The organism is Anaerolinea thermolimosa (assembly GCF_001050195.2).
Classification (GTDB): Bacteria; Chloroflexota; Anaerolineae; order Anaerolineales; family Anaerolineaceae; genus Anaerolinea; species Anaerolinea thermolimosa.
Window position 1 is genome coordinate 2,513,455 of the sequence record NZ_DF967965.1, and the last position, 20,083, is coordinate 2,533,537.

Consider the following 20,083-nt stretch of genomic DNA (forward strand, 5'->3'; position numbering starts at 1 on the left):
TCCAGCACCTCAACAACTGAAGAGTGATAAGGAAGGGAAGCTGAGGCTCCCTTCGCCCCCGCGACCGCTCACAGGGGTCTTTTTTCGTCTTCCAAGGTTCGAGAGCCAGGCCTCAGCCTCACTCTCCAACCTCCCTAGAAAGGAGGTGATCCAGGCGCACCTTCCGGTACTCCTACCTTGTTACGACTTCGTCCCAGTCACCAGTCCCACCCTCGACGGCTCCCTCCCTCGCGGGTTAGAATACCGGCTTCAGGTGTTACCAGCTCCCATGACGTGACGGGCGGTGTGTACAAGGCCCGGGAACGTATTCACCGCAGTATGGCTGACCTGCGGTTACTAGCAACTCCGTCTTCATGCAGTCGGGTTGCAGACTGCAATCTGAACTGAGACCGGCTTTCTGGATTGGCTCCACCTCGCGGTTTCGCGACCCATTGTACCGGCCATTGTAGCGTGTGTGTAGCCCAGGATATATAGGTCATGCTGACTTGGCGTCATCCACACCTTCCTCCGGCTTAAGACCGGCAGTCCCGTGTGACACTTGTAACACACGGCATGGGTTGCGCTCGTTAGCGGACTTAACCGAACATCTCACGACACGAGCTGACGACAGCCATGCAACACCTGTGCAAGCTCCCCGAAGGGTCGCTCCGCTTTCGCTTCACTACCACTTGCATGTCAAACCCTGGTAAGGTTCTTCGTGTAGCATCGAATTAAACCACACGCTCCGCTGCTTGTGCGGGCCCCCGTCAATTCCTTTGAGTTTTAACCTTGCGGCCGTAGTCCCCAGGTGGTGAACTTATCGCGTTTGCTCCGGCACAGACGGATTTCAACCCGCCTACGCCTAGTTCACATCGTTTACGGCTAGGACTACCGGGGTCTCTAATCCCGTTCGCTCCCCTAGCTTTCGCGTCTGAGCGTCAGTTGCAGCCCAGAGAGCCGCCTTCGCCACTGGTGTTCTTCCGAATATCTATGCATTTTACCGCTACACTCGGAATTCCACTCCCCTCTGCTGCACTCTAGCCAGGCAGTCTTGAACGACCTCTCCCAGTTAAGCCGGGAGCTTTCACATCCAACTTACCTCGCCGCCTACACGCGCTTTACACCCAGTAAATCCGGATAACGCTCGTCTCCTACGTGTTACCGCGGCTGCTGGCACGTAGTTAGCCGAGACTTCTTCCTCAGGTACTGTCCTTCCTCATCCCTGAGAAAAGCGCTTTACAACCCGAAGGCCTTCTTCGCGCACGCGGCGTTGCTGGGTCAGGCTTTCGCCCATTCCCCAATATTCCCTACTGCTGCCACCCGTAGGTGTATGGACCGTGTTTCAGTTCCATTGTGGGGGGTCACCCTCTCAGGCCCCCTACCCGTCATCGCCTTGGTGGGCTTTTACCCCGCCAACTAGCTGATGGGACGCAGGCCCCTCCCAAAGCGCCTTCCGGCCTTTCCTCTCACCCCTCTAACCCGTGAGAGCTCATGCGGTATTAGCAGACCTTTCGATCTGTTATCCCGCTCTTCGGGGCAGGTCACCAACGCGTTACTCACCCGTTCGCCACTAAGACACCATCGCTGATGCCTCCGTCCGACTTGCATGTATTAGGCACGCCGCCAGCGTTCATCCTGAGCCAGGATCAAACTCTCCGCATTACCTTTGCGTTTTACCACTCCTTCAAGTGGTCCTTCCTTTCCTATCCAGGACCCTCGCTCCTTCCTTACCACTCTTCAATTGTTAAGGTGCCCCTGTCCTGAAAATGGCGATAAAAATTCCGATGCCCTCACATCTCTGTTGCGACACCGGCAGTCATTTTCGACGCCATCTTCACTTGTCATCCGTTTGCTTTCGCAAACGCGCTTTGTTTTGTACAGCGGGCTGAATTATACCTGTCTTACCTGCCCTGTCAAGGGTGAATCGAGGCCATTTTTGAAAATTCCCCATCGAATTTCGGCGCCCACAACCCGGGCTACACAGCTCATCTTCTCCATAACCCGGGGAAGAGCCTCTTTCAAGGGAACCCCATGCTTATCTGGCACGTCTCATGCATCAAACGAACCGAGACCCAAAAAGATCACCAGACCGTTTCGGTTATAATGAGGTCTATGGGCGCCATTGATTATCCCGTCCGCCGTCCTCCCTTGCGAGGCAATGTAAATCTCTTCGAACAAATCCTCCTCGCCGTTCTGGCGGGTTTCTTTATCTTTGGCCTCACTCTGGCAGGAGCTTTCCTCGCTACCCGGCTGTGGTATGCCGGTAGAGTGCTGCCAGGGGTCTCAATCGCCGGGGTGGATGTGGGCGGGCTCTCTCCACACGCGGCCGCGGCCCGGCTGGTTGAACGTATCGATTACCCCCACAGTGGCAAAATCATCCTCCGGGATGGCGAACGCGTTTGGGTGGCCACTCCGGGTGAACTTGGCCTCTCTCTTGACCCGGACGCTTCTGCCCAGGCCGCCTTTCGCGTGGGGCGCAGTGGCCCACTGCCCGGACGGATCAAAGCCCAGGTCGAGGCCATGACCAGCGGCATTCAACTCCCTCCTGTGCTTGTTCTGGATCAGCGCGTCGCGTACCGCTTTTTGAGCAATATTGCGCGGGAGATTGACAAACCCGCCATCGATGCCACACTCTCTCTCAATGGAACACAGGTGGTCGTCACCCCGGGGCAAACAGGGCGTTCGCTGGATATCTCTGCCAGCCTCGTGCTCATCACCCTGCAATTGCAGAGTCTCCGCGACGGCATTCTCGATCTGTACATTCACGAAGCCGCCCCGGTGATTCTGGACGCCTCTGCCGAGGCCGACCTGGCCCGACGCATTCTCAGCGAGCCCCTGGTCCTCTCTCTACCTGGTGCCGAAGCCAACAGCGCTGGCCCCTGGACGATCCAACCGGAACAACTTGCCCAAATGCTCACCGTACAACGTGTAGATACCCCTCAAGGCCCAAGCTACCAGGTGGGTTTACGCCAGGATCTGATGATCGCTTATCTGGCTGATCTGGCTCCCAAACTCCAGCGATACCCGCAGAACGCCCGCTTTATCTTCAATGATGACACCCACCAGCTCGAAGTCATTCAACCTTCGATCACCGGTCGCCAGCTGGATGTAGAAAAAAGCCTGCGCCTTATTCAGGAAAAAATTCGTCAGGGTGAACACGCTATTCCACTGGAAGTCATGTATACCGATCCCCCCGTTACTGACAAGATGACCGGCGAACAGCTGGGCATCACTGAACTGGTACAGGCCACCACTACGTATTTCAGAGGATCCAGCAGTGAGCGCAAGCAGAATATCCGCGCGGCGGCCGCCCGTTTTCACGGTCTTCTGGTGGCCCCTGGCGAAACCTTTTCCATGGCACAGGCCCTCGGCGACATTACGCTCGATAATGGTTTCGCCGAAGCCCTCATCATCATTGGTGGACAGACCATTAAAGGGGTGGGCGGAGGGGTCTGCCAGGTGAGCACAACCCTGTTCCGTAATGTGTTCTTCGCGGGTTTTCCCGTGGTCGAACGCTACGCCCATGCCTATCGGGTGGGTTATTATGAACAAACCGCAAATGGCCACAGCGACCGTCTGGCCGGGCTGGATGCCACCGTATTTGTTCCCCTGGTGGATTTTAAATTCACCAACGATACACCCTACTGGCTACTCATGGAAACCTACGTCTCAGATACCTCCATCACCTGGAAATTTTACTCCACCAAAGATGGGCGTACCGTTGAGTGGAACACCACCGGGCCGGTAAACCGGGTGCCTCCGCCTGAGCCGGTATACCGTGAAAACCCCGATCTGGCCAAAGGAGAAATCCGTCAGGTGGACTGGGCCGCCGAGGGCGCAGATGTCACCGTAGAACGGACGGTGTACAAAAACGGTGCGGTTTACTTCAAAGACACCTTTTTCACGCACTACGAAGCCTGGGCGAATGTTTATGAGTATGGCCCCGGCACTGAGCTCCCCCCGCCCGATGAGCGCCGGTGATCGATCCATCCTTATGCCTCACAAAAGAATGAAGCCCATAAAAACCGGCTCACAGGCATAACTTTTCGAACCGGAAAACCACTTACTCTTAAGAAAAGGCCCCAACCAGCCCGTTTTAAATCTCGTTTTCGCTCCTCCGAACATCTGACGCGGGCTCTCGGGTAAATCTCAAACAAAGCCGAGGTGCATGATGCCCTTTTTTTTATCCGTTCAACGCCGGGGGATATTTTTATTATTACCAATCATTCTTAGCCTGACACTGACACCAGCATTCGCAGAAGCGCACCCTTTCTCATCGATGATCAACAACGCATCCAATCATCCATCGCTGACTTCTGAGAGCGAAGCACAACCGGCAGCCAGCTCAAAATGCACCATCACTGAAGTAAGTGTGCAAAACGCGGCCTTCGAACAGCGCATGCTCGAGCTTGTCAACCAGGTTCGGGCAGAAAATAACCTGCCGCCGCTTAAGCGCAATTCTGACCTCGACCGTTCAGCTCGCGCCCACGCCCGGGACGTTCACGACGACCGTTACTTTTATCACGACACTTACGATCGCGTCCAGGGAAGGCTGGTGTACGTCTGCTCCTGGAGTGAACGCATCGGGTTGTACTATCCCGGTACAGCGGAGGGTGAAAACGTAGCCGGTGGATTTGACACCCCCGAGGAGGCCATGCAGGCCTGGATGGGGTCATCTGGTCATCGTGCCAATCTTCTCAACCCTGCCTTTCGAGAGATTGGGATTGGTTTTTATTCCGGCCCTAATGCCCACCACAGTTACTGGGTGCAGGACTTTGGCACCCGCGGAGCGGTATACCCCCTGGTCATCAACGGCGATGCTCCCAGTACCACCACCCCTCAGGTGAGCCTATACCTTTACCGGCAGGATGAAAGCTGGGATGAAATGCGCCTGCGTAATGATGATGACCCCTGGAGTGCATGGATGCCCTTCACGCCCACCCTGAGCTGGATTTTAAACCCCCGGCCGGGTGAACATCGCGTTACCGCCGAAGTCCGCCGCGGTCAAAGTGTACGCCAGGTAAGCGACACCATTAACCTCGTCCTCCCTGAATCGCTCCCGGAATGGGGAAAGATTCAACCGGCCGGTATGATCGGTGGTAACTCAACCACCTTACCAGGAAAACCAGCCCACGGAGTGGTCGCGTCGGCAGGTTCTCCTCAAAGCACAGACGGCGAAGAAGGCATCCTCGGAGACCCCGCCAGCACTGGTCCTGCAGTTCCCCTGGGAAATGAGGTCACTCCACTCTTTTCGGGCTGCACTCGGATCAACGTTCCCGTCCAGAACGCCGCTTTCGAACAACAGGTAGTCGAATTAGTCAACCAGGAACGCGCCAGTGCCGGCCTGCCCCCCCTCAAACGAAACCTCGACCTCGATTACGCCGCACGTTACCATGCTCAGGATATGCACGACGACCGTTATTTCTTCCACGATACTTACGATGGATCAACCTGGGTATGTGACACCTGGCAACGCCTGAGCAATTATTACCCCACCACCGGCTGGATGGGGGAGAATATCGCCGGAGGCTATACCACGCCCTCCAGCGTCATGGCTGGCTGGATGAATTCACCCGGCCACAAAGCCAACATCCTCAACAGCAACTACCGCGAGATAGGGGTGGGGTATTATTACGGGCCTTCGGGGTACCAACATTACTGGGTGCAGGATTTCGGTTCCAGAAGCGGTTACTATCCTCTGGTGATTAACCGCGAGGCCGCTACCACCGATTCCCCACAGGTGAGCCTCTATATTTACCGCGAAGACAGCACCTGGACTGAAATGCGTCTTCGCAATGATGACCTCTCGTGGGGGCCCTGGCAGCCCTTCTCCAACAACGTCAGCTGGACACTTCAATGGTTTAAGGGCACTCGTACTGTCTCAGTCGAAGTACGCAAAGGCACCACTGTGCGCAGTGCGAGTGACACAATCGAGCTCACCACCAGCCAGAACACCCTGGGGAATTTACCCGCTTCACTGCTCTTTATTTTCGATCAGGCCACCAGCCGCCTGATCCCACCATCCTACACACTACAGCCCTTAAATACAGGGAACAGCTTCCCGCTTTCCTGGATGGCCTCAACCGCTGACTCCTGGCTGAGCGTCACTCCCTCAAGCGGCACAACCCCTTCATCGACGCTCACCATCATCCCCGGGTCTCTTCCCTCGGGGCCGGGTCTGTATTCCACCACAGTTACGGTCACCGTCACCTCTCCAACCAGCCCACCCACTGAAGGTTCTCCGGCGCAAATCCAGGTAAAACTCTCGGTTGTAGAGGCACTCGATCATCTTCTTTACCTTCCTCTCATCCAGCGCTAACCGGCAAGTTGGTATTCGTAAAAGGAGCAAACATTCTTGAATTACCATGGAAAGCACCGGTGCAGGAGGATGATTAAGGGGCACAAAGAACGCCTAACCGGTACATTTCCGGTTCTCGCGCTGAACTTTTCTCTTGTGGTACAATAACCGCAGATTCTCGCCCTGGAGGACGCATGGTCAACCCTGAATTACTCGAAATCCTGCGCTGCCCTGTGTGTGTGCGTGAACCCGGCAAAGAGGGTTTACTCACCCTTCACCGGGAAAGCTGGTTGGTCTGTCAGGACTGTGACCGCAAATACCCCATTGTGGAAGACATTCCCGTCATGCTAATTGACGAAGGAGATAAATGGGTTTCCACACCGGTTGATGCGTTACCCGTTCCTCCACCGCAAATTAACTGAGGAGAAACGAATTTCCGGCACCGGGTCTGTTTGGAATCGTTCTTGCACCCATGCACGGTAAAGACCCGTCGTGCACAGGAAGAGGAGATTAACCCCATCTTATGGACCGTGCAACCCCCCAATTTGTCCGGCAACGTCACCGGAATATTGACCGTATTACCCTGATCCTGATCATCGCATTTGCCGTCCTGGCCATTGCCACAGCTGTGGTGGCCTTTTTCTGGGCGCGCAGTTTCTTTGCCTCCTGGTCGATGACCGGCCTGGATGGAAAACCCGCTATTAACTCTCCAGGAAACGCTTCTACCAGCGATAAAATCGTTATCCCCGAAGGCAGCGCCAATCAGGCTTTCCAGCCTTCCGATAGCGTCCCTGCTCCCCAGCCCTGGGATGGTAAAACCCGTGTGTCGATTCTGTTAATGGGGCTGGATTACCGCGACTGCGAGACCGAAGCCGGCTTCCAGGAATGCGATACCTCAAGCGCCGCGCGTACCGACAGCATGATGCTGCTCTCGATCGATCCTGTCAGCAAAACCGCCGGCATGCTTTCTATCCCCCGTGATTTGTGGGTGTACATTCCCGGTTTCGATTACGCAAAGATCAACACCGCTTACTTCCTTGGTGAGGCCAACAAACTCCCTGAAGGCGGCCCCGGACTGGCTATGGACACCGTAGAACAATTCCTGGGTGTCCCTGTGCAGTATTATGCTCTGGTCGACTTTGACGCCTTTGTGCGCATTATTGACGAAATCGGCGGAGTGAAAATCCGCCCCAAGGAACGTATCAAGATCGACCCCATCGGGCCGAACAACACGTTCTACCTCGACCCCGGAGTTTACGTGGTCGACGGAGCCACGGCCCTGGCCTACGCACGCAACCGCTATACCGAAGGTGGTGATTTTGACCGCGCCCAGCGCCAGCAAGAAGTGCTCCTTTCGATCCGCGATCGTGTGCTTCAGTTCAACATGCTCCCAACCCTCATTGCCAAAGCTCCTCGCCTTTACAATGAGGTACAGAAAGGGGTGCGCACCAACCTCACCTTACAGCAAATTGTCCAGCTGGCCATTCTTGCACAGGATATTGGCACCGAAAACATCAAGCGCGGGGTGATTGGCCCACCTCAGTATGTAACCTTCAGTCAGTCACCCGACGGCCAGGCCATTGAAATCCCCGTCACCGATCAGATTCGCCTGTTGCGCGATGAGATTTTCGCCTCAGGCCCGGCGGCTGGCCCGGCTGCCGTGAGCAGCGACCTCAACGAACTGGTAAAACAGGAACAGGCACGGGTCGTGATCAAAAACGGCACCACCACCGAAGGACTTGCCAGCCGCACTGCAAACTACCTGCGCGAGAAGGGCATCAATGTGGTAGGAGAGGCCAACGCCGATCAGGTCTACACCACCAGCACCATTATCGATTACTCCGGGAAACCCTATACCATCCGTTTCCTTGCAGATCTACTCAAAGTAGAAAACACCCGGGTCCTCAATCGATTTGATCCCAATGCTCAGGTTGATCTTGAGGTGATTCTCGGCACCACCTTCGCCGAAAACAACAATCTGCCCTGAACAGCCCCCTCAAACCTCAATATAAAACGGGCTATCCCTGATGAAGGAGTAGCCCGTTTGCTTTTTACACGTGCCTGGCACGCGAATTGAGCCAGAGAGCAACCTGAATCATCAGGAGCATGGTCAGGAACAGCAGGGCAAGGAAGAAGGCTTCTATGCGTTGAGAGCCAGAACCAAAAATGGGGGAATCCGGGTGCAACACATTTTGCAACCGGCCCAGCCCAACCCAGAGGGCCACCCCAAAAACCAGATTGGCCATCGCCGTCCATTGAGGACGGTTGAAAAGCGTCAGTGCGGCCTGCAAAAGGACCCCTGCCACCCCGAATGCCAGCGGGATACGCCAGCGCGGTTCATCCCAGTAGATCCCTCCCCAGTTCAATTGCTGGACAACCAGTGAAAGCGGCAGATACGTCAGCCAGAAGATCAACCCGGTGCGCCCCAGGGCCAGAGACCACCCCGCCCAGAAAAGACGTCGCTTTGCGAAGAGCCATGTTCCCAGCCCCGCCAGACCGGCCAGACCAAAAGCCACTTTTCCCGTCCACACCCAGGCTCCATGAAGATACACCAGCCGCACACGCGCGCCGAGCGTTTTCTCCAGCGGCGCCATTGCAGTAATTGCCATGATAAGCCCCAGCGTACTCAGAAACAGCCACAACCTGTATCGCCTGAGAAAATTCACCCGGACCCTCATCCACCAATCCTCCCGCCTGTTCCATAAAAAGCAGAACCGGCTTTTCAGAAGCCGGGTTCTGCCGTCAGCACTTTTCGCCCATCAAAGTCGCCTGGGTTCAGGCAATTGAATAAAATAGACGTTGTTTACATCGTAATCTTCTACCCGCCCGATACTGCGCAACCAGTCCAGGTCTGCATCCGGTGCCCGGTGACTGACTTCGGCCTGGCTGGCCTCAAAGAATTGATTGGAGAGAATATCCACAAACACACCATCTCCCCAGTCAACAGCGATGACGCCATTGCGCATCCATACCACCCAGCTCCGGGCCACAGGGGTTCCGCGCATTGTTTCCTTTCGCCTTGGAGAGATTCAGTTGTTGGAGTGATGGTTCCCTACCAGTACATCAGCAAAGGTAGTATTGCGCAGCTTCTCTATTAATTCCTGCTGCGTATCGCACCAGATGGGCTTCATCGGACAGTCCTCACCAAACTGGCAGGAACCAGCCGCCGCAGTGCACTCGTTCAAAGCAATAGGGCCATCAATCGCTTCTACCACCTCAAGGACCGAAATCTCTTCCGGAGGACGGGCCAGCGATACCCCGCCACGCGCCCCACGGGATGTATGGATCAATCCAGCGATCGATAATTGGGAAATAATTTTCGCCAGAAAACTTGGGGGAATGCGCTGTTCATCGGCAATCTGGCTGGTAGCGGCACGTTGAGAGGGCTCTAACCGGGCCAGGTAAATCATGGCGCGTAATGCATAATCGGCCTGCCGCGTAATCTGCATACTCTGGTAACCTCTTTTCGGAAATACAGATAGGAATTCTCCACGTTTTAATTAGTTTATTTAAATCCAATTCGTCCGACAAGTGACAGTTATCACCCCTTGCAATGACGTTGCGCAGCAACCTGAACAGCTATCCGGCCAACAAATGAGCTCCGCCCGAGAGGGAGAAGAGCTGATGTATAATTTAGCGCATGGGCAGATTCCATTTTCGCATCCCTCTTGAAGTTCGTTATGGTGATCTCGATCCTCAGTGGCACGTCAACAACGCCCGCTATCTTTCCTTTCTGGAGCAGGGACGCATCGCTTACCTGGTACACCTTGGCCTGTGGGACGGTCAGGACTTCAATAACCTTGGCCTGATCGTTGCCGACATTCACGTGTCTTACCTGGCACCGATTCTCCTTTTCCAAAAGATCTACCTTGAAATGTGCACCTCACGTATCGGCAACAAAAGTCTGACGTTCGCGTACCAGATCTGCGATGAGCAAACCGGTCAGGCACTGGCCACCGCTGAAACCGTCATGGTGGCCTACGATTATCATACCCATCAAAGTATTCCCGTCCCGGCCCACTGGCGCAGTACCATTGCAGCCTTCGAGGGCTGGGAAAAATAGACAGATATCTGTTACTCTAGGGAGTTTTTATGCCTCTTCCCCCCATCGATACTCCTTTTCTTGTCGATTTTTTAACTCGCCTGCTCAACACACCCAGCCCAACCGGTTACACGGAGCAAGCCATTCATCTCTGCGAGCAGACCTTTGCTTCTTTTCCCGTACAACAAAAGCGCACCCGGAAAGGAGCGCTGGTGGCAACCTGGCCAGGCCAAAAGGACGACTCTCCCCGTGGTCTCACTGCCCATGTCGACACTCTGGGCGCCATGGTTAAGGAAATCAAAAACAATGGTCGGCTCAAACTGACTAAAATTGGCGGCTTTGCCTGGAACACGGTGGAGGGGGAAGGGGTAACCATCTTTACCCGCCAGGGCCGCACCCTGCGCGGCTCTCTCCTTCTGGCAAAAGCCTCCGGCCACGTCCATGGCAGTCAGGTCAATGAAATCAAACGAGAAGATGAGGCCATGGAAGTGCGCATCGATGAACGCACCACATCAGCCGAAGAAACACGCGCCCTGGGGGTTGAAGTGGGTGATTTTGTCGCGTTTGACCCTCGCGTGGAAGTCAATGCTGGCTTCGTGCGTTCACGCCACCTGGATGACAAAGCCTGTGTCGCCTGTATTGCGGCGGCATTTAAGGCTCTGAAGGATGCAAATCTTCAACCAGCTCAAACTACCACCGCCTTAATCAGCAATTATGAGGAAGTCGGGCACGGAGCGGCGTCTGGCTTCCCGGTGGGGTTAACCGAGTTACTTTCGGTAGATATGGCCGCCGTCGGTGAAGGCCAGACCTCAGATGAATTTCATGCCTCCCTCTGCGTCAAAGACTCAGGCGGCCCCTACCATCATGGGTTAAGCTCCCGCCTGCGCGACCTGGCCGACCGGGAAGGAATTGCTTATAAAGTGGATATTTACCCCTATTACGGCTCTGACGGCGAGGCCTTCTGGCGCGCCGGGGGCGATGTTGCAGTGGCATTGATTGGGCCAGGGGTAGATGCATCCCATAACTATGAGCGTACTCACACCGAAGCCCTTGAAGCCACCACACGCTGGATTCTGGCTTATCTTCTCGCAGATTGACCAATTTCTTGAAGAATAAGGTAAGCTCTCCCAAAGTTATGATATAATGCCCCCTACCGGGGCCGGGAGGGATGGCCGAGTGGACTATGGCGCCTGTCTTGAAAACAGGTGTGGGGAAACCCACCGGGGGTTCGAATCCCTCTCCCTCCGCCAGAAAGCTCGCAACCGATCGTTTTGTGTAAAAGAAGGATCGGTGAGCTGTAAAAGATAAATAGGGGAGGTGCCAGAGAGGCCGATTGGGCTCGCCTGCTAAGTGAGTGCTGGGGTTAAACTCAGCCGCGGGTTCGAATCCCGCCCTCCCCGCCTGATCGATGTTCCGCATTCATCCGCGCGCCCCCGTATGGGGGTGCTATTCGAATCCCGCCCTCCCCGCCTGATTGACGTTCCACATTCACCCGCGCGCCCCCGTATGGGGGTGCTATTCGAATCCCGCCCTCCCCGCCTGATCGATGTTCCGCATTCATCCGCGCGCCCCCGTATGGGGGTGCTATTCGAATCCCGCCCTCCCCGCCTGATTGACGTTCCACATTCACCCGCGCGCCCCCGTATGGGGGTGCTATTCGAATCCCGCCCTCCCCGCCTGATCGATGTTCCGCATTCATCCGCGCGCCCCCGTATGGGGGTGCTATTCGAATCCCGCCCTCGCGAGCAGACCTTTGCTTCTTTTCCCGTACAACAAAAGCGCACCCGGAAAGGAGCGCTGGTGGCAACCTGGCCAGGCCAAAAGGACGACTCTCCCCGTGGTCTCACTGCCCATGTCGACACTCTGGGCGCCATGGTTAAGGAAATCAAAAACAATGGTCGGCTCAAACTGACTAAAATTGGCGGCTTTGCCTGGAACACGGTGGAGGGGGAAGGGGTAACCATCTTTACCCGCCAGGGCCGCACCCTGCGCGGCTCTCTCCTTCTGGCAAAAGCCTCCGGCCACGTCCATGGCAGTCAGGTCAATGAAATCAAACGAGAAGATGAGGCCATGGAAGTGCGCATCGATGAACGCACCACATCAGCCGAAGAAACACGCGCCCTGGGGGTTGAAGTGGGTGATTTTGTCGCGTTTGACCCTCGCGTGGAAGTCAATGCTGGCTTCGTGCGTTCACGCCACCTGGATGACAAAGCCTGTGTCGCCTGTATTGCGGCGGCATTTAAGGCTCTGAAGGATGCAAATCTTCAACCAGCTCAAACTACCACCGCCTTAATCAGCAATTATGAGGAAGTCGGGCACGGAGCGGCGTCTGGCTTCCCGGTGGGGTTAACCGAGTTACTTTCGGTAGATATGGCCGCCGTCGGTGAAGGCCAGACCTCAGATGAATTTCATGCCTCCCTCTGCGTCAAAGACTCAGGCGGCCCCTACCATCATGGGTTAAGCTCCCGCCTGCGCGACCTGGCCGACCGGGAAGGAATTGCTTATAAAGTGGATATTTACCCCTATTACGGCTCTGACGGCGAGGCCTTCTGGCGCGCCGGGGGCGATGTTGCAGTGGCATTGATTGGGCCAGGGGTAGATGCATCCCATAACTATGAGCGTACTCACACCGAAGCCCTTGAAGCCACCACACGCTGGATTCTGGCTTATCTTCTCGCAGATTGACCAATTTCTTGAAGAATAAGGTAAGCTCTCCCAAAGTTATGATATAATGCCCCCTACCGGGGCCGGGAGGGATGGCCGAGTGGACTATGGCGCCTGTCTTGAAAACAGGTGTGGGGAAACCCACCGGGGGTTCGAATCCCTCTCCCTCCGCCAGAAAGCTCGCAACCGATCGTTTTGTGTAAAAGAAGGATCGGTGAGCTGTAAAAGATAAATAGGGGAGGTGCCAGAGAGGCCGATTGGGCTCGCCTGCTAAGTGAGTGCTGGGGTTAAACTCAGCCGCGGGTTCGAATCCCGCCCTCCCCGCCTGATCGATGTTCCGCATTCATCCGCGCGCCCCCGTATGGGGGTGCTATTCGAATCCCGCCCTCCCCGCCTGATTGACGTTCCACATTCACCCGCGCGCCCCCGTATGGGGGTGCTATTCGAATCCCGCCCTCCCCGCCTGATCGATGTTCCGCATTCATCCGCGCGCCCCCGTATGGGGGTGCTATTCGAATCCCGCCCTCCCCGCCTGATCGACGTTCCGCATTCATCCGCGCGCCCCCGCATGGGGGTGCTATTCGAATCCCGCCCTCCCCGCCTGATCGACGTTCCACATTCATCCGCGCGCCCCCGTATGGGGGTGCTATTCGAATCCCGCCCTCCCCGCCTGATCGACGTTCCACATTCATCCGCGCGCCCCCGTATGGGGGTGCTGGAATCAAGATCCCAGCGAGGCGTCACCGCCTGAATATCCACCAGTCTCGGTATAGGCGAAAACACGGATGGCGGCGTCACCACCCATCGGGCATTGATATTCACACATGCCGCACCCAATACACAACTCTTTGATGACATACGGGCGTTTAATGGTGACAGTCTCACCCCACCCGTTGATCACCTCAACTTCTTCCACCTTAATCGCCTTACTGGCCACCGGGCATGCCTCTTCACATACCAGACAGTCAATGTTATAGGCCCAGGGTAAACAGCGGTTGCGGTCAACCCGGGCAAGGCCGATGGGTATTTGCCTTTTTTCTTCCAGCGACAGCTCTGGAATGGCTCCCGTTGGGCAAGCCCGGCCGCACGCATTACAGGAATAATTACACGGACCGAATCGTGGAGCAAGCCGGGGCGTGAGCATATTCTGCCAGCCCCCTTCCAGAAAACTGGCCTGCAACCCCTGGGTCGGGCAAACCCGCACACACTCATTACAGCGGATACACAGAGCCTCAAAATCTACCAGTCTCGCCCCCGGCGGGCGAATTAAATCTGCCGGGGAGCGTTTTTTAACTGGCTCCACATACGTCAAGGCCACCCACGCCGCCGATAACCCCAGTGTGGCAAGCACTTCTCGCCGCGCAGGATCATAAGGCTGCCATTCCGCGGGTTTCCAGTGCGGCATTTGCCATTGGAAAGTTGTACTCCCTCTGGGACAAGAATCGGCGCAGTCATAGCATACGGTACATTCAGCCGGATCACTGGCGAAATTTCGCGCCGGATCAATGGTGCCGGTCGGACAACGCCGACTGCATACCGCGCAGGAAGTACAATCTGCGTTCACCACCCGGCGAAATAAAGAAAACCGGGAAATAAACCCCAGTAAGCCACCCAGCGGGCAAAGATAGCGACACCAGAAACGCTCAGCCCACCAGTTCAGCGCCAGAACGCCTGTAAACCCTAAAAACAGGGGTACAGCCAGCGGGTAAACCGATCTCAAGTCTCGGAAAAGAGGGTAAACGGCTGTTCGATGAATGGCATCCAGTACATCCCACAGAACATCCCACCGGTATAACCATGCCTCAATGGCGTATACCGCATAACCGAGCATCGGCCAGAGCGCATTGGCCAGGCTGCGGGTCAGCATGGTGATGGGGTCGAGAAAAAGCAGGCTCTGGTTGCCCAGCAGAGCGGCCATAACCATGAATACCAGCAGCACGTATTTAATCTTCCGCCATTGCTCCGAAGGCGGCGCGGGAGCACGGTGTTGTTTACGTCTCGCAGGGCGAAAGATGTCCAGGGTGGTGCCCATCGGGCAAAACCACCCGCACCACACCCGCCCAAACAAAAGCGTAACAACCACGGTAATGCCTGCCAGCGCAAAACCGGCCAGCACCACCCGCCCGGCCAGCATGGCTGTCAATGCAACCAGCGGATCAAACCGGTAAAAGATCTCTGCCAGGCCTGCTTGAGGATCTCTGTAAGTAGCGAAGATAAACAGGTAGAGAAAGAACAACCAGGTCAGAATCTGGATTACTCGCCGAAGTCTGCGAATGCTTCTGGCAGAGAGAACGCCCCTTTTAAACATTGATTTCCTCAATTTTCAAACCGCTTAAATCCATCTGCCCCAGGCCGCGCTCTGCCGCAAAAGCAATATACGGGATGTCAGCGCCGGTCAACCCGAAAAACCGGGTAGCATACGAGTCAGCCGCCACCACATCATGACTGGCAATCACTGTGTTATTGAGCACAACATCATCCAGGTTGCCCCCGGTAGGGCCATTTGCCATGAGCGTGCGAACGGCATCAACCACCGTTAGCCCTGGCCGAAAGAGGTTTACCAGGTCGGGAATGCGCCGCTTAAAGTCGCTGTGTATAGCGCCACGATCCAGAATCAGCCCCATCAAATTTTTACAGCCTACGGTGATCCTTGCCATAGTATGGTGCTTTGTGATAGGCACATTGATTAAAAGATCGCAATCCAGAGCATCCTGATAGGCGGCAGTTTTATTAAGCGATTGATAATCCGGGACAGACATCAGGCGGAATTTGTTCCTGTTCATAATTTCCATTTCTCCACCTGCTGCCTTCACGGCATCCGCAATCCCGCTTCTGGCATAAGCGCTTTCGGGGGTTCCCCCGAACGGAAAATCCATCACCCGCACCCGCTTTGCACCCGCCCCCAGAGCCAGGCGCACCAGAGTCCCAACCACCGCCGGGTTGGTCGTTGCACCGTATTCGAAGGTGTAAGTATCGGTGCAGATATTGGGTTTAATAATCACATCGTAGCCGTTCTTTACAAAGCGTTCCATGCCACCCAGGGCACGCATCGCGGCCTCTGTAATCGCCGCCGGGTCTTCACCGCGCGCCACCGATAAGTAGACCTGGTCAGAGGGCTGGGGGGTTGCGGTGGTTTCGTTCTCCCCCACGCCATCGACCAGTGCCGAGTCTGCGCTCGGGCTGGCGGGTGGCGAAGCGGTGAGGGGTAAATTTTCTGCCTCAACCTCTGGTTCAGTGGGGCGCGGGTTGGTACCCGCAAGAGAGCCCGTCTTTTGATCGCCCCGATTCGATTGGCAGGCGACAAGCGCCGCCGCTGACGCCAGCGCCAGATACCGGAGCGCTTCTCGTCGGGAAATAGGATTTTTCATGGTGTTCTCTCCTTACCAGTTGAACCTGCCCACCCACCCTGGCTATCGGTCGCGGGTAGAGCGGCCCATAAGGGTCGGTTGGTGGTTGGGTATCGGCAAACCCGCCAATATGCATTGCTGGCACAACCTGAGCTGACCCCCAGCCAGCATCGTCAAATTCAATGGCCTGCCAGCCAGCTGGGAACCGCCGCGCATCGAAGATTTCTACGGGCACACCCCCACCGGCCGGATCATCGTTCTCCTCGCGCCAATTTCCATCCCACGCCTCGCACTTCCTGGCTTTCCAGCTTCCATCGCTGACCAGCCAGCCCTGTGCCCCTAAATCTGCCTCAAAAACGAGGATCCCGGTCCTTCCCAGAGTCAGATTGGGGGTAGCTGGCATCCAGAAGGAATTTGGCCTGCCATAATACTTTACATACACTGCCAGAACATTCTCACCGGTATGAAGATAAGGTGCAAGGTCGAAGAAGTCATAATACATCCGCCCTGGCTGGCTCCGAATAGGGCCGCGATAAACCTCCCGTTCATTGACGAAGAAAACGTAGCGTGAATCAGCAGTCATGCGCGCTGGCACACGACGGGGCACCTGAGTGAGGTTAAACTTTTTTCGAAAGAGGGCATGCGCCTCCAGCATTTGCGGGCGAGCACCCGATATCAAATTTTCGGCCGGGAAAATGGGCTCCTCAGGCGCCCAGATCCAGTGGCCGTTCCACCGGATTTCCGGAAAATCGTCAGGGGTGACATTGCTGGACATACCTGTTCTCCTTTGAGTTTGATGATCCCTGTTTTTTACCCAAAAGCTCCAGCCAGCGAAGCTTGATCAAAATCTCATATTATTGAAATGGCACGCATAGACCCCATATCCATGGAGACCAGACCAACCCGAGCACAGGATTAGAAATATTCCCGTTGGGGAAAAATATTCAGAAAGGAATTCCATCCATAGCGTCATCATCCCGCCCCAGAAATTCACCCTCTCTACAATCACCGACGGGTTCGAGCGTGCCTCCTCTGCCAGCCCTAATCAGGGTGTGCAGGCGCCACATATTGGAGAACCAGTCCCTGAGCTTCTCTGGCAATACCACCAACCGCAAGATCACGGTGCAGGCTGGAGAATGGATGGAGGTAGTCAGGGTTGAAATCGTGAATTGGGCTTTAATTGCGATTGGAAAATTGGTCAGCCAGTATGTATGATTATGATACACCATCTTTTTAAAACAGCTGCGGCCACAGTAGCTTTTCGAACAAAACAGAGAGACTACTTTCGAAAAGAGGTTCTGCTCCCATCCATGAAGCTACCCAAAGGGTTATAATTCCACCTGCCACTTTCCCCGGTGGAGACCGGGAGAGGAATACCCCGGGCCTGAAAAACACGATTTTCTTTGTTATGATTACAGCATGAAAAAAACCTGGATTCGCTGTTTGCTTCTTCTTGTGAGCATCCTGAGTGTGGTCTTTCATCCAATATTCCAGGCTAAGGCAATGGATGAGGAGAAATACGACCTGCAGTCGGGTAGCGTTACCGCCTATGACTTGATCCTCGCCATGAATACCCTGCGGGTTTCGAATGGGTTAAACCCGCTGATTGAAGACCCCATCATCAATGCCGTTGCTCAGTCAACCGCCGAAATTATGGCAGCCAACCAGATGTCGTGGCACATCGGCAATGTCTCCGGGCGTTTACAATCAGCCGGATACGGAGGTGGTGCGAAAGTCTTCGCCACCGAGAACTTTGCCGTTGGCACAAACTATTCCATCGATGAAATCATGCTGGCCTGGGCCGACCCCGACCACATGATCCCGGCGGTCAATCCGGCTTACTGTCATGTTGGAGCCGGGGTAGCCAAATCGGCCAATGGGATGACTTATTATGTTCTTCAGGCAGCGTACACGACCGGGAAATCCTGTGGCGAGTACCGCCCCCCTGCCAATTACACCCCCAAACCTGGTGAACCCACTCTCAACCCTGGCGTGCCGCAAATCATCATCCCGGTGAAAGTAGCCACCCCCGATGCGGACGGGAAAATCTTTCACGTCGTTCAAAACGGTCAATCGCTCTGGGCCATTGCCGTGGCTTACAAAGTCACCATTCGCGATCTGGAAACCTGGAACAATCTTTCCCGGAATACCCCGCTACAGGTCGGTGAAAAGCTTTTTATTCCCAGCAGTAACACCGCCGGTTACGCCACACCCACCCCGGCATGGATGATCCAGAAGGCCACTCCTGACGCCGATGGACGAATTATCCACGTCGTTCAGGCCTATCAGACTCTGATCCGCATTGCTGAAGCCTACGGAACAACCGTGGATGCACTTTTAGCATACAACGGCATCCAGGCTGACTGGCCTCTTCAAATCGGCCAGAAATTGATCATCTACCCCGGAAACGTTACCCCCAGCCCCACTCCACGTCCGCTGACACCCATCGAAAAACTCACTCCTGCCAGTGATGGCAAATACTATCACACCGTCCAGAGCGGAGAAACGCTGGCATGGATTGCTCAACTGTACGAGGTTAGGCTTAATGATCTTATGGCGTGGAACGGACTGAACGCCGCGTCTATCATCTACCCCGGTGACCGTATTCTGTTGCAGGTTACCCCTCCAGTGACCCCCACCTTCACTCCCAGCCCAACGGTACCGCCGACCGCCACTCCCATTCCGCCTACTTTCACGTCCAGCCCGACGCCTACACTGGTAACAACAACCCCCACCTCTGAAGCGTTGGTACAAGGCAATTCCCCTGTGCCGTGGTTATGGATGTTTGTAATTCTGGCTGTAGCTGGAGGATCGGTAGTATGGATCTTTTTGAGAAAAAGGACAAATTGAAACAATGAAAGATGAGCCCATAAATACCGGGAAAACCGAAAACGCACCTGCCAGCACGCCTATTTACCGCTACGAGCCACGCTCAAAACCAGCTGAGATGGTCGTGGATTACCCCGATATGGAAAAGATTGAAAAACACGTTGAACGCTACGTCGGCAATGTTGGCATGGTTTACCACGAAGTAATCTCAGACCTTGTGCATCTGGACATTTTCCTGGTGAACCCCTCGCCTGAACGGAACTTTTTTACCCTGGTAACCAGCGGGATGAGCCAGCGTCCGATGAAAGCTCCTCCGGAGGCAGAAAAATTCCAATACGCAGAATTAATGATTTGCTTACCTCCTTACTGGCCTCTCAATGACGAGGCACTCAAGGATGAGACCTTCTACTGGCCTCTTCGACAGTTGAAAATCCTCGCCAGATTTCCTCATGAGTATGACACATGGGTCTGGTATGGCCATACCATCGCCAACGGAGAGCCTCCACGTCCGTTTGCACCTGACACAAAATTTTCAGGCATTGTCCTGGCTCTTCCAGTTTTATCACCCCAGGAATTCTGGACACTAGAAATAAATGAGAATAAAACGGTTTTCTTCCTCAGCGTTATCCCACTGTATAAAGATGAGATGGAAATGAAACTGAAGAAGGGCTCCGAGGATCTGTTCAAACGTTTTGATCGGCAAGGTGTAAGTGAATTACTGAACCTCAAGCGCCCCAGTGTATATAAAAAGTGGTGGCGGCTTTTTTAAGGGGAAGACCAAAGATTCGAATAGCATCCCCACGATAGGGACTTTAACCAGATTGGTTTTAAAAAACAAAAGTGAGCGTGCAGGGGCTCGAACCCTGAACCAATGGCTTAAAAGACTGCCTCTTCCTTTTACTGGAAGAGGCAGATTGCTGAAAT

Annotated in this window: 16 protein-coding genes, 4 tRNA genes and 1 rRNA gene; 14 read left to right on the forward strand and 7 right to left on the reverse strand. The window is 55.1% G+C overall.

From position 1 onward, the window contains the following. Positions 1 to 138: 138 nt before the first annotated feature. Positions 139 to 1,641: ribosomal RNA gene (locus tag ATHL_RS11340) — 16S ribosomal RNA — on the reverse strand. 450 nt (positions 1,642 to 2,091) lie between these two features. Here ATHL_RS11340 and ATHL_RS11345 point away from each other — a divergent pair. From ATHL_RS11345 to ATHL_RS11360, 4 genes are all read left to right on the forward strand, one after another. Beyond that, on the forward strand, positions 2,092 to 3,960 hold the full coding sequence (locus ATHL_RS11345; protein ID WP_062193732.1) for a VanW family protein: 1,869 nt from the start codon (positions 2,092 to 2,094) through the stop codon (positions 3,958 to 3,960). Between the two features lie 298 nt (positions 3,961 to 4,258). Next, positions 4,259 to 6,298 (forward strand): CAP domain-containing protein, encoded by a 2,040-nt coding sequence (locus tag ATHL_RS11350; protein ID WP_162787680.1) that lies wholly within the window; start codon positions 4,259 to 4,261, stop codon positions 6,296 to 6,298. 173 nt (positions 6,299 to 6,471) lie between these two features. Then, positions 6,472 to 6,699, forward strand: a complete 228-nt coding sequence (locus tag ATHL_RS11355; RefSeq protein ID WP_062193737.1) for a Trm112 family protein — start codon at positions 6,472 to 6,474, stop codon at positions 6,697 to 6,699. Between the two features lie 101 nt (positions 6,700 to 6,800). Further along, positions 6,801 to 8,264, forward strand: a complete 1,464-nt coding sequence (locus ATHL_RS11360; protein ID WP_062193740.1) for an LCP family protein — start codon at positions 6,801 to 6,803, stop codon at positions 8,262 to 8,264. A gap of 64 nt (positions 8,265 to 8,328) precedes the next feature. Here ATHL_RS11360 and ATHL_RS11365 read toward each other — a convergent pair whose 3' ends face one another. The 3 genes from ATHL_RS11365 to ATHL_RS11375 all read right to left on the reverse strand — a co-directional run bounded on the left by ATHL_RS11365 (position 8,329) and on the right by ATHL_RS11375 (position 9,726). Next, positions 8,329 to 8,886 carry a hypothetical protein gene (locus tag ATHL_RS11365; protein WP_162787681.1) on the reverse strand — a complete coding sequence of 186 codons (558 nt, stop codon included), beginning with the start codon at positions 8,884 to 8,886 and terminating at the stop codon, positions 8,329 to 8,331. A 150-nt stretch (positions 8,887 to 9,036) separates the two neighbouring features. Continuing rightward, positions 9,037 to 9,282, reverse strand: coding sequence for a hypothetical protein (locus ATHL_RS11370; protein ID WP_062193745.1), 246 nt, complete (start codon positions 9,280 to 9,282; stop codon positions 9,037 to 9,039). A gap of 24 nt (positions 9,283 to 9,306) precedes the next feature. Next, the gene (locus ATHL_RS11375) at positions 9,307 to 9,726 is read right to left on the reverse strand and encodes an RrF2 family transcriptional regulator (protein ID WP_062193748.1); all 420 of its coding nucleotides are present in this window, start codon (positions 9,724 to 9,726) and stop codon (positions 9,307 to 9,309) included. Between the two features lie 191 nt (positions 9,727 to 9,917). Between ATHL_RS11375 and ATHL_RS11380 the strand changes: the two genes are divergently transcribed. The 8 genes from ATHL_RS11380 (at position 9,918) to ATHL_RS18905 (ending at position 13,734) form a co-directional block, all read left to right on the forward strand. Next, complete coding sequence (locus ATHL_RS11380) at positions 9,918 to 10,340, forward strand: acyl-CoA thioesterase (protein WP_062193751.1); 423 nt, start codon at positions 9,918 to 9,920, stop codon at positions 10,338 to 10,340. Positions 10,341 to 10,369: 29 nt separating this feature from the next. Further along, on the forward strand, positions 10,370 to 11,416 hold the full coding sequence (locus tag ATHL_RS11385; RefSeq protein ID WP_062193753.1) for a M42 family metallopeptidase: 1,047 nt from the start codon (positions 10,370 to 10,372) through the stop codon (positions 11,414 to 11,416). 65 nt (positions 11,417 to 11,481) lie between these two features. After that, positions 11,482 to 11,569: transfer RNA gene (locus ATHL_RS11390), tRNA-Ser, on the forward strand. A 61-nt stretch (positions 11,570 to 11,630) separates the two neighbouring features. Then, positions 11,631 to 11,719 (forward strand) — tRNA-Ser (locus tag ATHL_RS11395). A 244-nt stretch (positions 11,720 to 11,963) separates the two neighbouring features. Beyond that, positions 11,964 to 13,004 (forward strand): M42 family metallopeptidase, encoded by a 1,041-nt coding sequence (locus ATHL_RS11400; RefSeq protein ID WP_062193769.1) that lies wholly within the window; start codon positions 11,964 to 11,966, stop codon positions 13,002 to 13,004. A 65-nt stretch (positions 13,005 to 13,069) separates the two neighbouring features. Further along, a tRNA-Ser gene (locus tag ATHL_RS11405) sits at positions 13,070 to 13,157 on the forward strand. 61 nt (positions 13,158 to 13,218) lie between these two features. Further along, positions 13,219 to 13,307 (forward strand) — tRNA-Ser (locus tag ATHL_RS11410). Positions 13,308 to 13,344: 37 nt separating this feature from the next. Continuing rightward, positions 13,345 to 13,734: a cytochrome c oxidase subunit II gene (locus tag ATHL_RS18905; protein WP_162787682.1), complete on the forward strand. Its 390-nt coding sequence runs from the start codon at positions 13,345 to 13,347 to the stop codon at positions 13,732 to 13,734. Here ATHL_RS18905 and ATHL_RS11415 read toward each other — a convergent pair. The 3 genes from ATHL_RS11415 to ATHL_RS19335 all read right to left on the reverse strand — a co-directional run bounded on the left by ATHL_RS11415 (position 13,705) and on the right by ATHL_RS19335 (position 17,105). Beyond that, a complete protein-coding gene (locus ATHL_RS11415; protein WP_062193756.1) occupies positions 13,705 to 15,291 on the reverse strand; it encodes a 4Fe-4S binding protein in 1,587 nt (528 codons plus the stop codon). The genes ATHL_RS18905 and ATHL_RS11415 overlap by 30 nt on opposite strands. Next, on the reverse strand, positions 15,284 to 16,033 hold the full coding sequence (locus ATHL_RS11420; protein ID WP_338024797.1) for a DUF362 domain-containing protein: 750 nt from the start codon (positions 16,031 to 16,033) through the stop codon (positions 15,284 to 15,286). Before ATHL_RS11420 ends, ATHL_RS11415 begins: the two co-directional genes overlap by 8 nt. 181 nt (positions 16,034 to 16,214) lie before the next feature. Next, the gene (locus tag ATHL_RS19335) at positions 16,215 to 17,105 is read right to left on the reverse strand and encodes an alpha-L-rhamnosidase N-terminal domain-containing protein (protein WP_062193761.1); all 891 of its coding nucleotides are present in this window, start codon (positions 17,103 to 17,105) and stop codon (positions 16,215 to 16,217) included. 644 nt (positions 17,106 to 17,749) lie between these two features. Here ATHL_RS19335 and ATHL_RS11430 point away from each other — a divergent pair. Then, positions 17,750 to 19,180 carry a LysM peptidoglycan-binding domain-containing protein gene (locus ATHL_RS11430; RefSeq protein ID WP_062193764.1) on the forward strand — a complete coding sequence of 477 codons (1,431 nt, stop codon included), beginning with the start codon at positions 17,750 to 17,752 and terminating at the stop codon, positions 19,178 to 19,180. 4 nt (positions 19,181 to 19,184) lie between these two features. After that, on the forward strand, positions 19,185 to 19,928 hold the full coding sequence (locus ATHL_RS11435; protein WP_062193766.1) for a suppressor of fused domain protein: 744 nt from the start codon (positions 19,185 to 19,187) through the stop codon (positions 19,926 to 19,928). Positions 19,929 to 20,083: the final 155 nt, after the last annotated feature.

Bases quoted from the DNA above. Each gene is read 5' to 3' on its own strand.
- ATHL_RS11345 (WP_062193732.1), top strand. From the start codon at position 2,092: ATGGGCGCCATTGATTATCCCGTCCGCCGTCCTCCCTTGCGAGGCAAT.
- ATHL_RS11350 (WP_162787680.1), top strand. From the start codon at position 4,259: ATGATCAACAACGCATCCAATCATCCATCGCTGACTTCTGAGAGCGAA.
- ATHL_RS11355 (WP_062193737.1), top strand. From the start codon at position 6,472: ATGGTCAACCCTGAATTACTCGAAATCCTGCGCTGCCCTGTGTGTGTG.
- ATHL_RS11360 (WP_062193740.1), top strand. From the start codon at position 6,801: ATGGACCGTGCAACCCCCCAATTTGTCCGGCAACGTCACCGGAATATT.
- ATHL_RS11365 (WP_162787681.1), bottom strand. From the start codon at position 8,886: ATGGCAATTACTGCAATGGCGCCGCTGGAGAAAACGCTCGGCGCGCGT.
- ATHL_RS11370 (WP_062193745.1), bottom strand. From the start codon at position 9,282: ATGCGCGGAACCCCTGTGGCCCGGAGCTGGGTGGTATGGATGCGCAAT.
- ATHL_RS11375 (WP_062193748.1), bottom strand. From the start codon at position 9,726: ATGCAGATTACGCGGCAGGCCGATTATGCATTACGCGCCATGATTTAC.
- ATHL_RS11380 (WP_062193751.1), top strand. From the start codon at position 9,918: ATGGGCAGATTCCATTTTCGCATCCCTCTTGAAGTTCGTTATGGTGAT.
- ATHL_RS11385 (WP_062193753.1), top strand. From the start codon at position 10,370: ATGCCTCTTCCCCCCATCGATACTCCTTTTCTTGTCGATTTTTTAACT.
- ATHL_RS11400 (WP_062193769.1), top strand. From the start codon at position 11,964: ATGGGGGTGCTATTCGAATCCCGCCCTCCCCGCCTGATCGATGTTCCG.
- ATHL_RS18905 (WP_162787682.1), top strand. From the start codon at position 13,345: ATGGGGGTGCTATTCGAATCCCGCCCTCCCCGCCTGATTGACGTTCCA.
- ATHL_RS11415 (WP_062193756.1), bottom strand. From the start codon at position 15,291: ATGTTTAAAAGGGGCGTTCTCTCTGCCAGAAGCATTCGCAGACTTCGG.
- ATHL_RS11420 (WP_338024797.1), bottom strand. From the start codon at position 16,033: ATGCGTGCCCTGGGTGGCATGGAACGCTTTGTAAAGAACGGCTACGAT.
- ATHL_RS19335 (WP_062193761.1), bottom strand. From the start codon at position 17,105: ATGTCCAGCAATGTCACCCCTGACGATTTTCCGGAAATCCGGTGGAAC.
- ATHL_RS11430 (WP_062193764.1), top strand. From the start codon at position 17,750: ATGAAAAAAACCTGGATTCGCTGTTTGCTTCTTCTTGTGAGCATCCTG.
- ATHL_RS11435 (WP_062193766.1), top strand. From the start codon at position 19,185: ATGAAAGATGAGCCCATAAATACCGGGAAAACCGAAAACGCACCTGCC.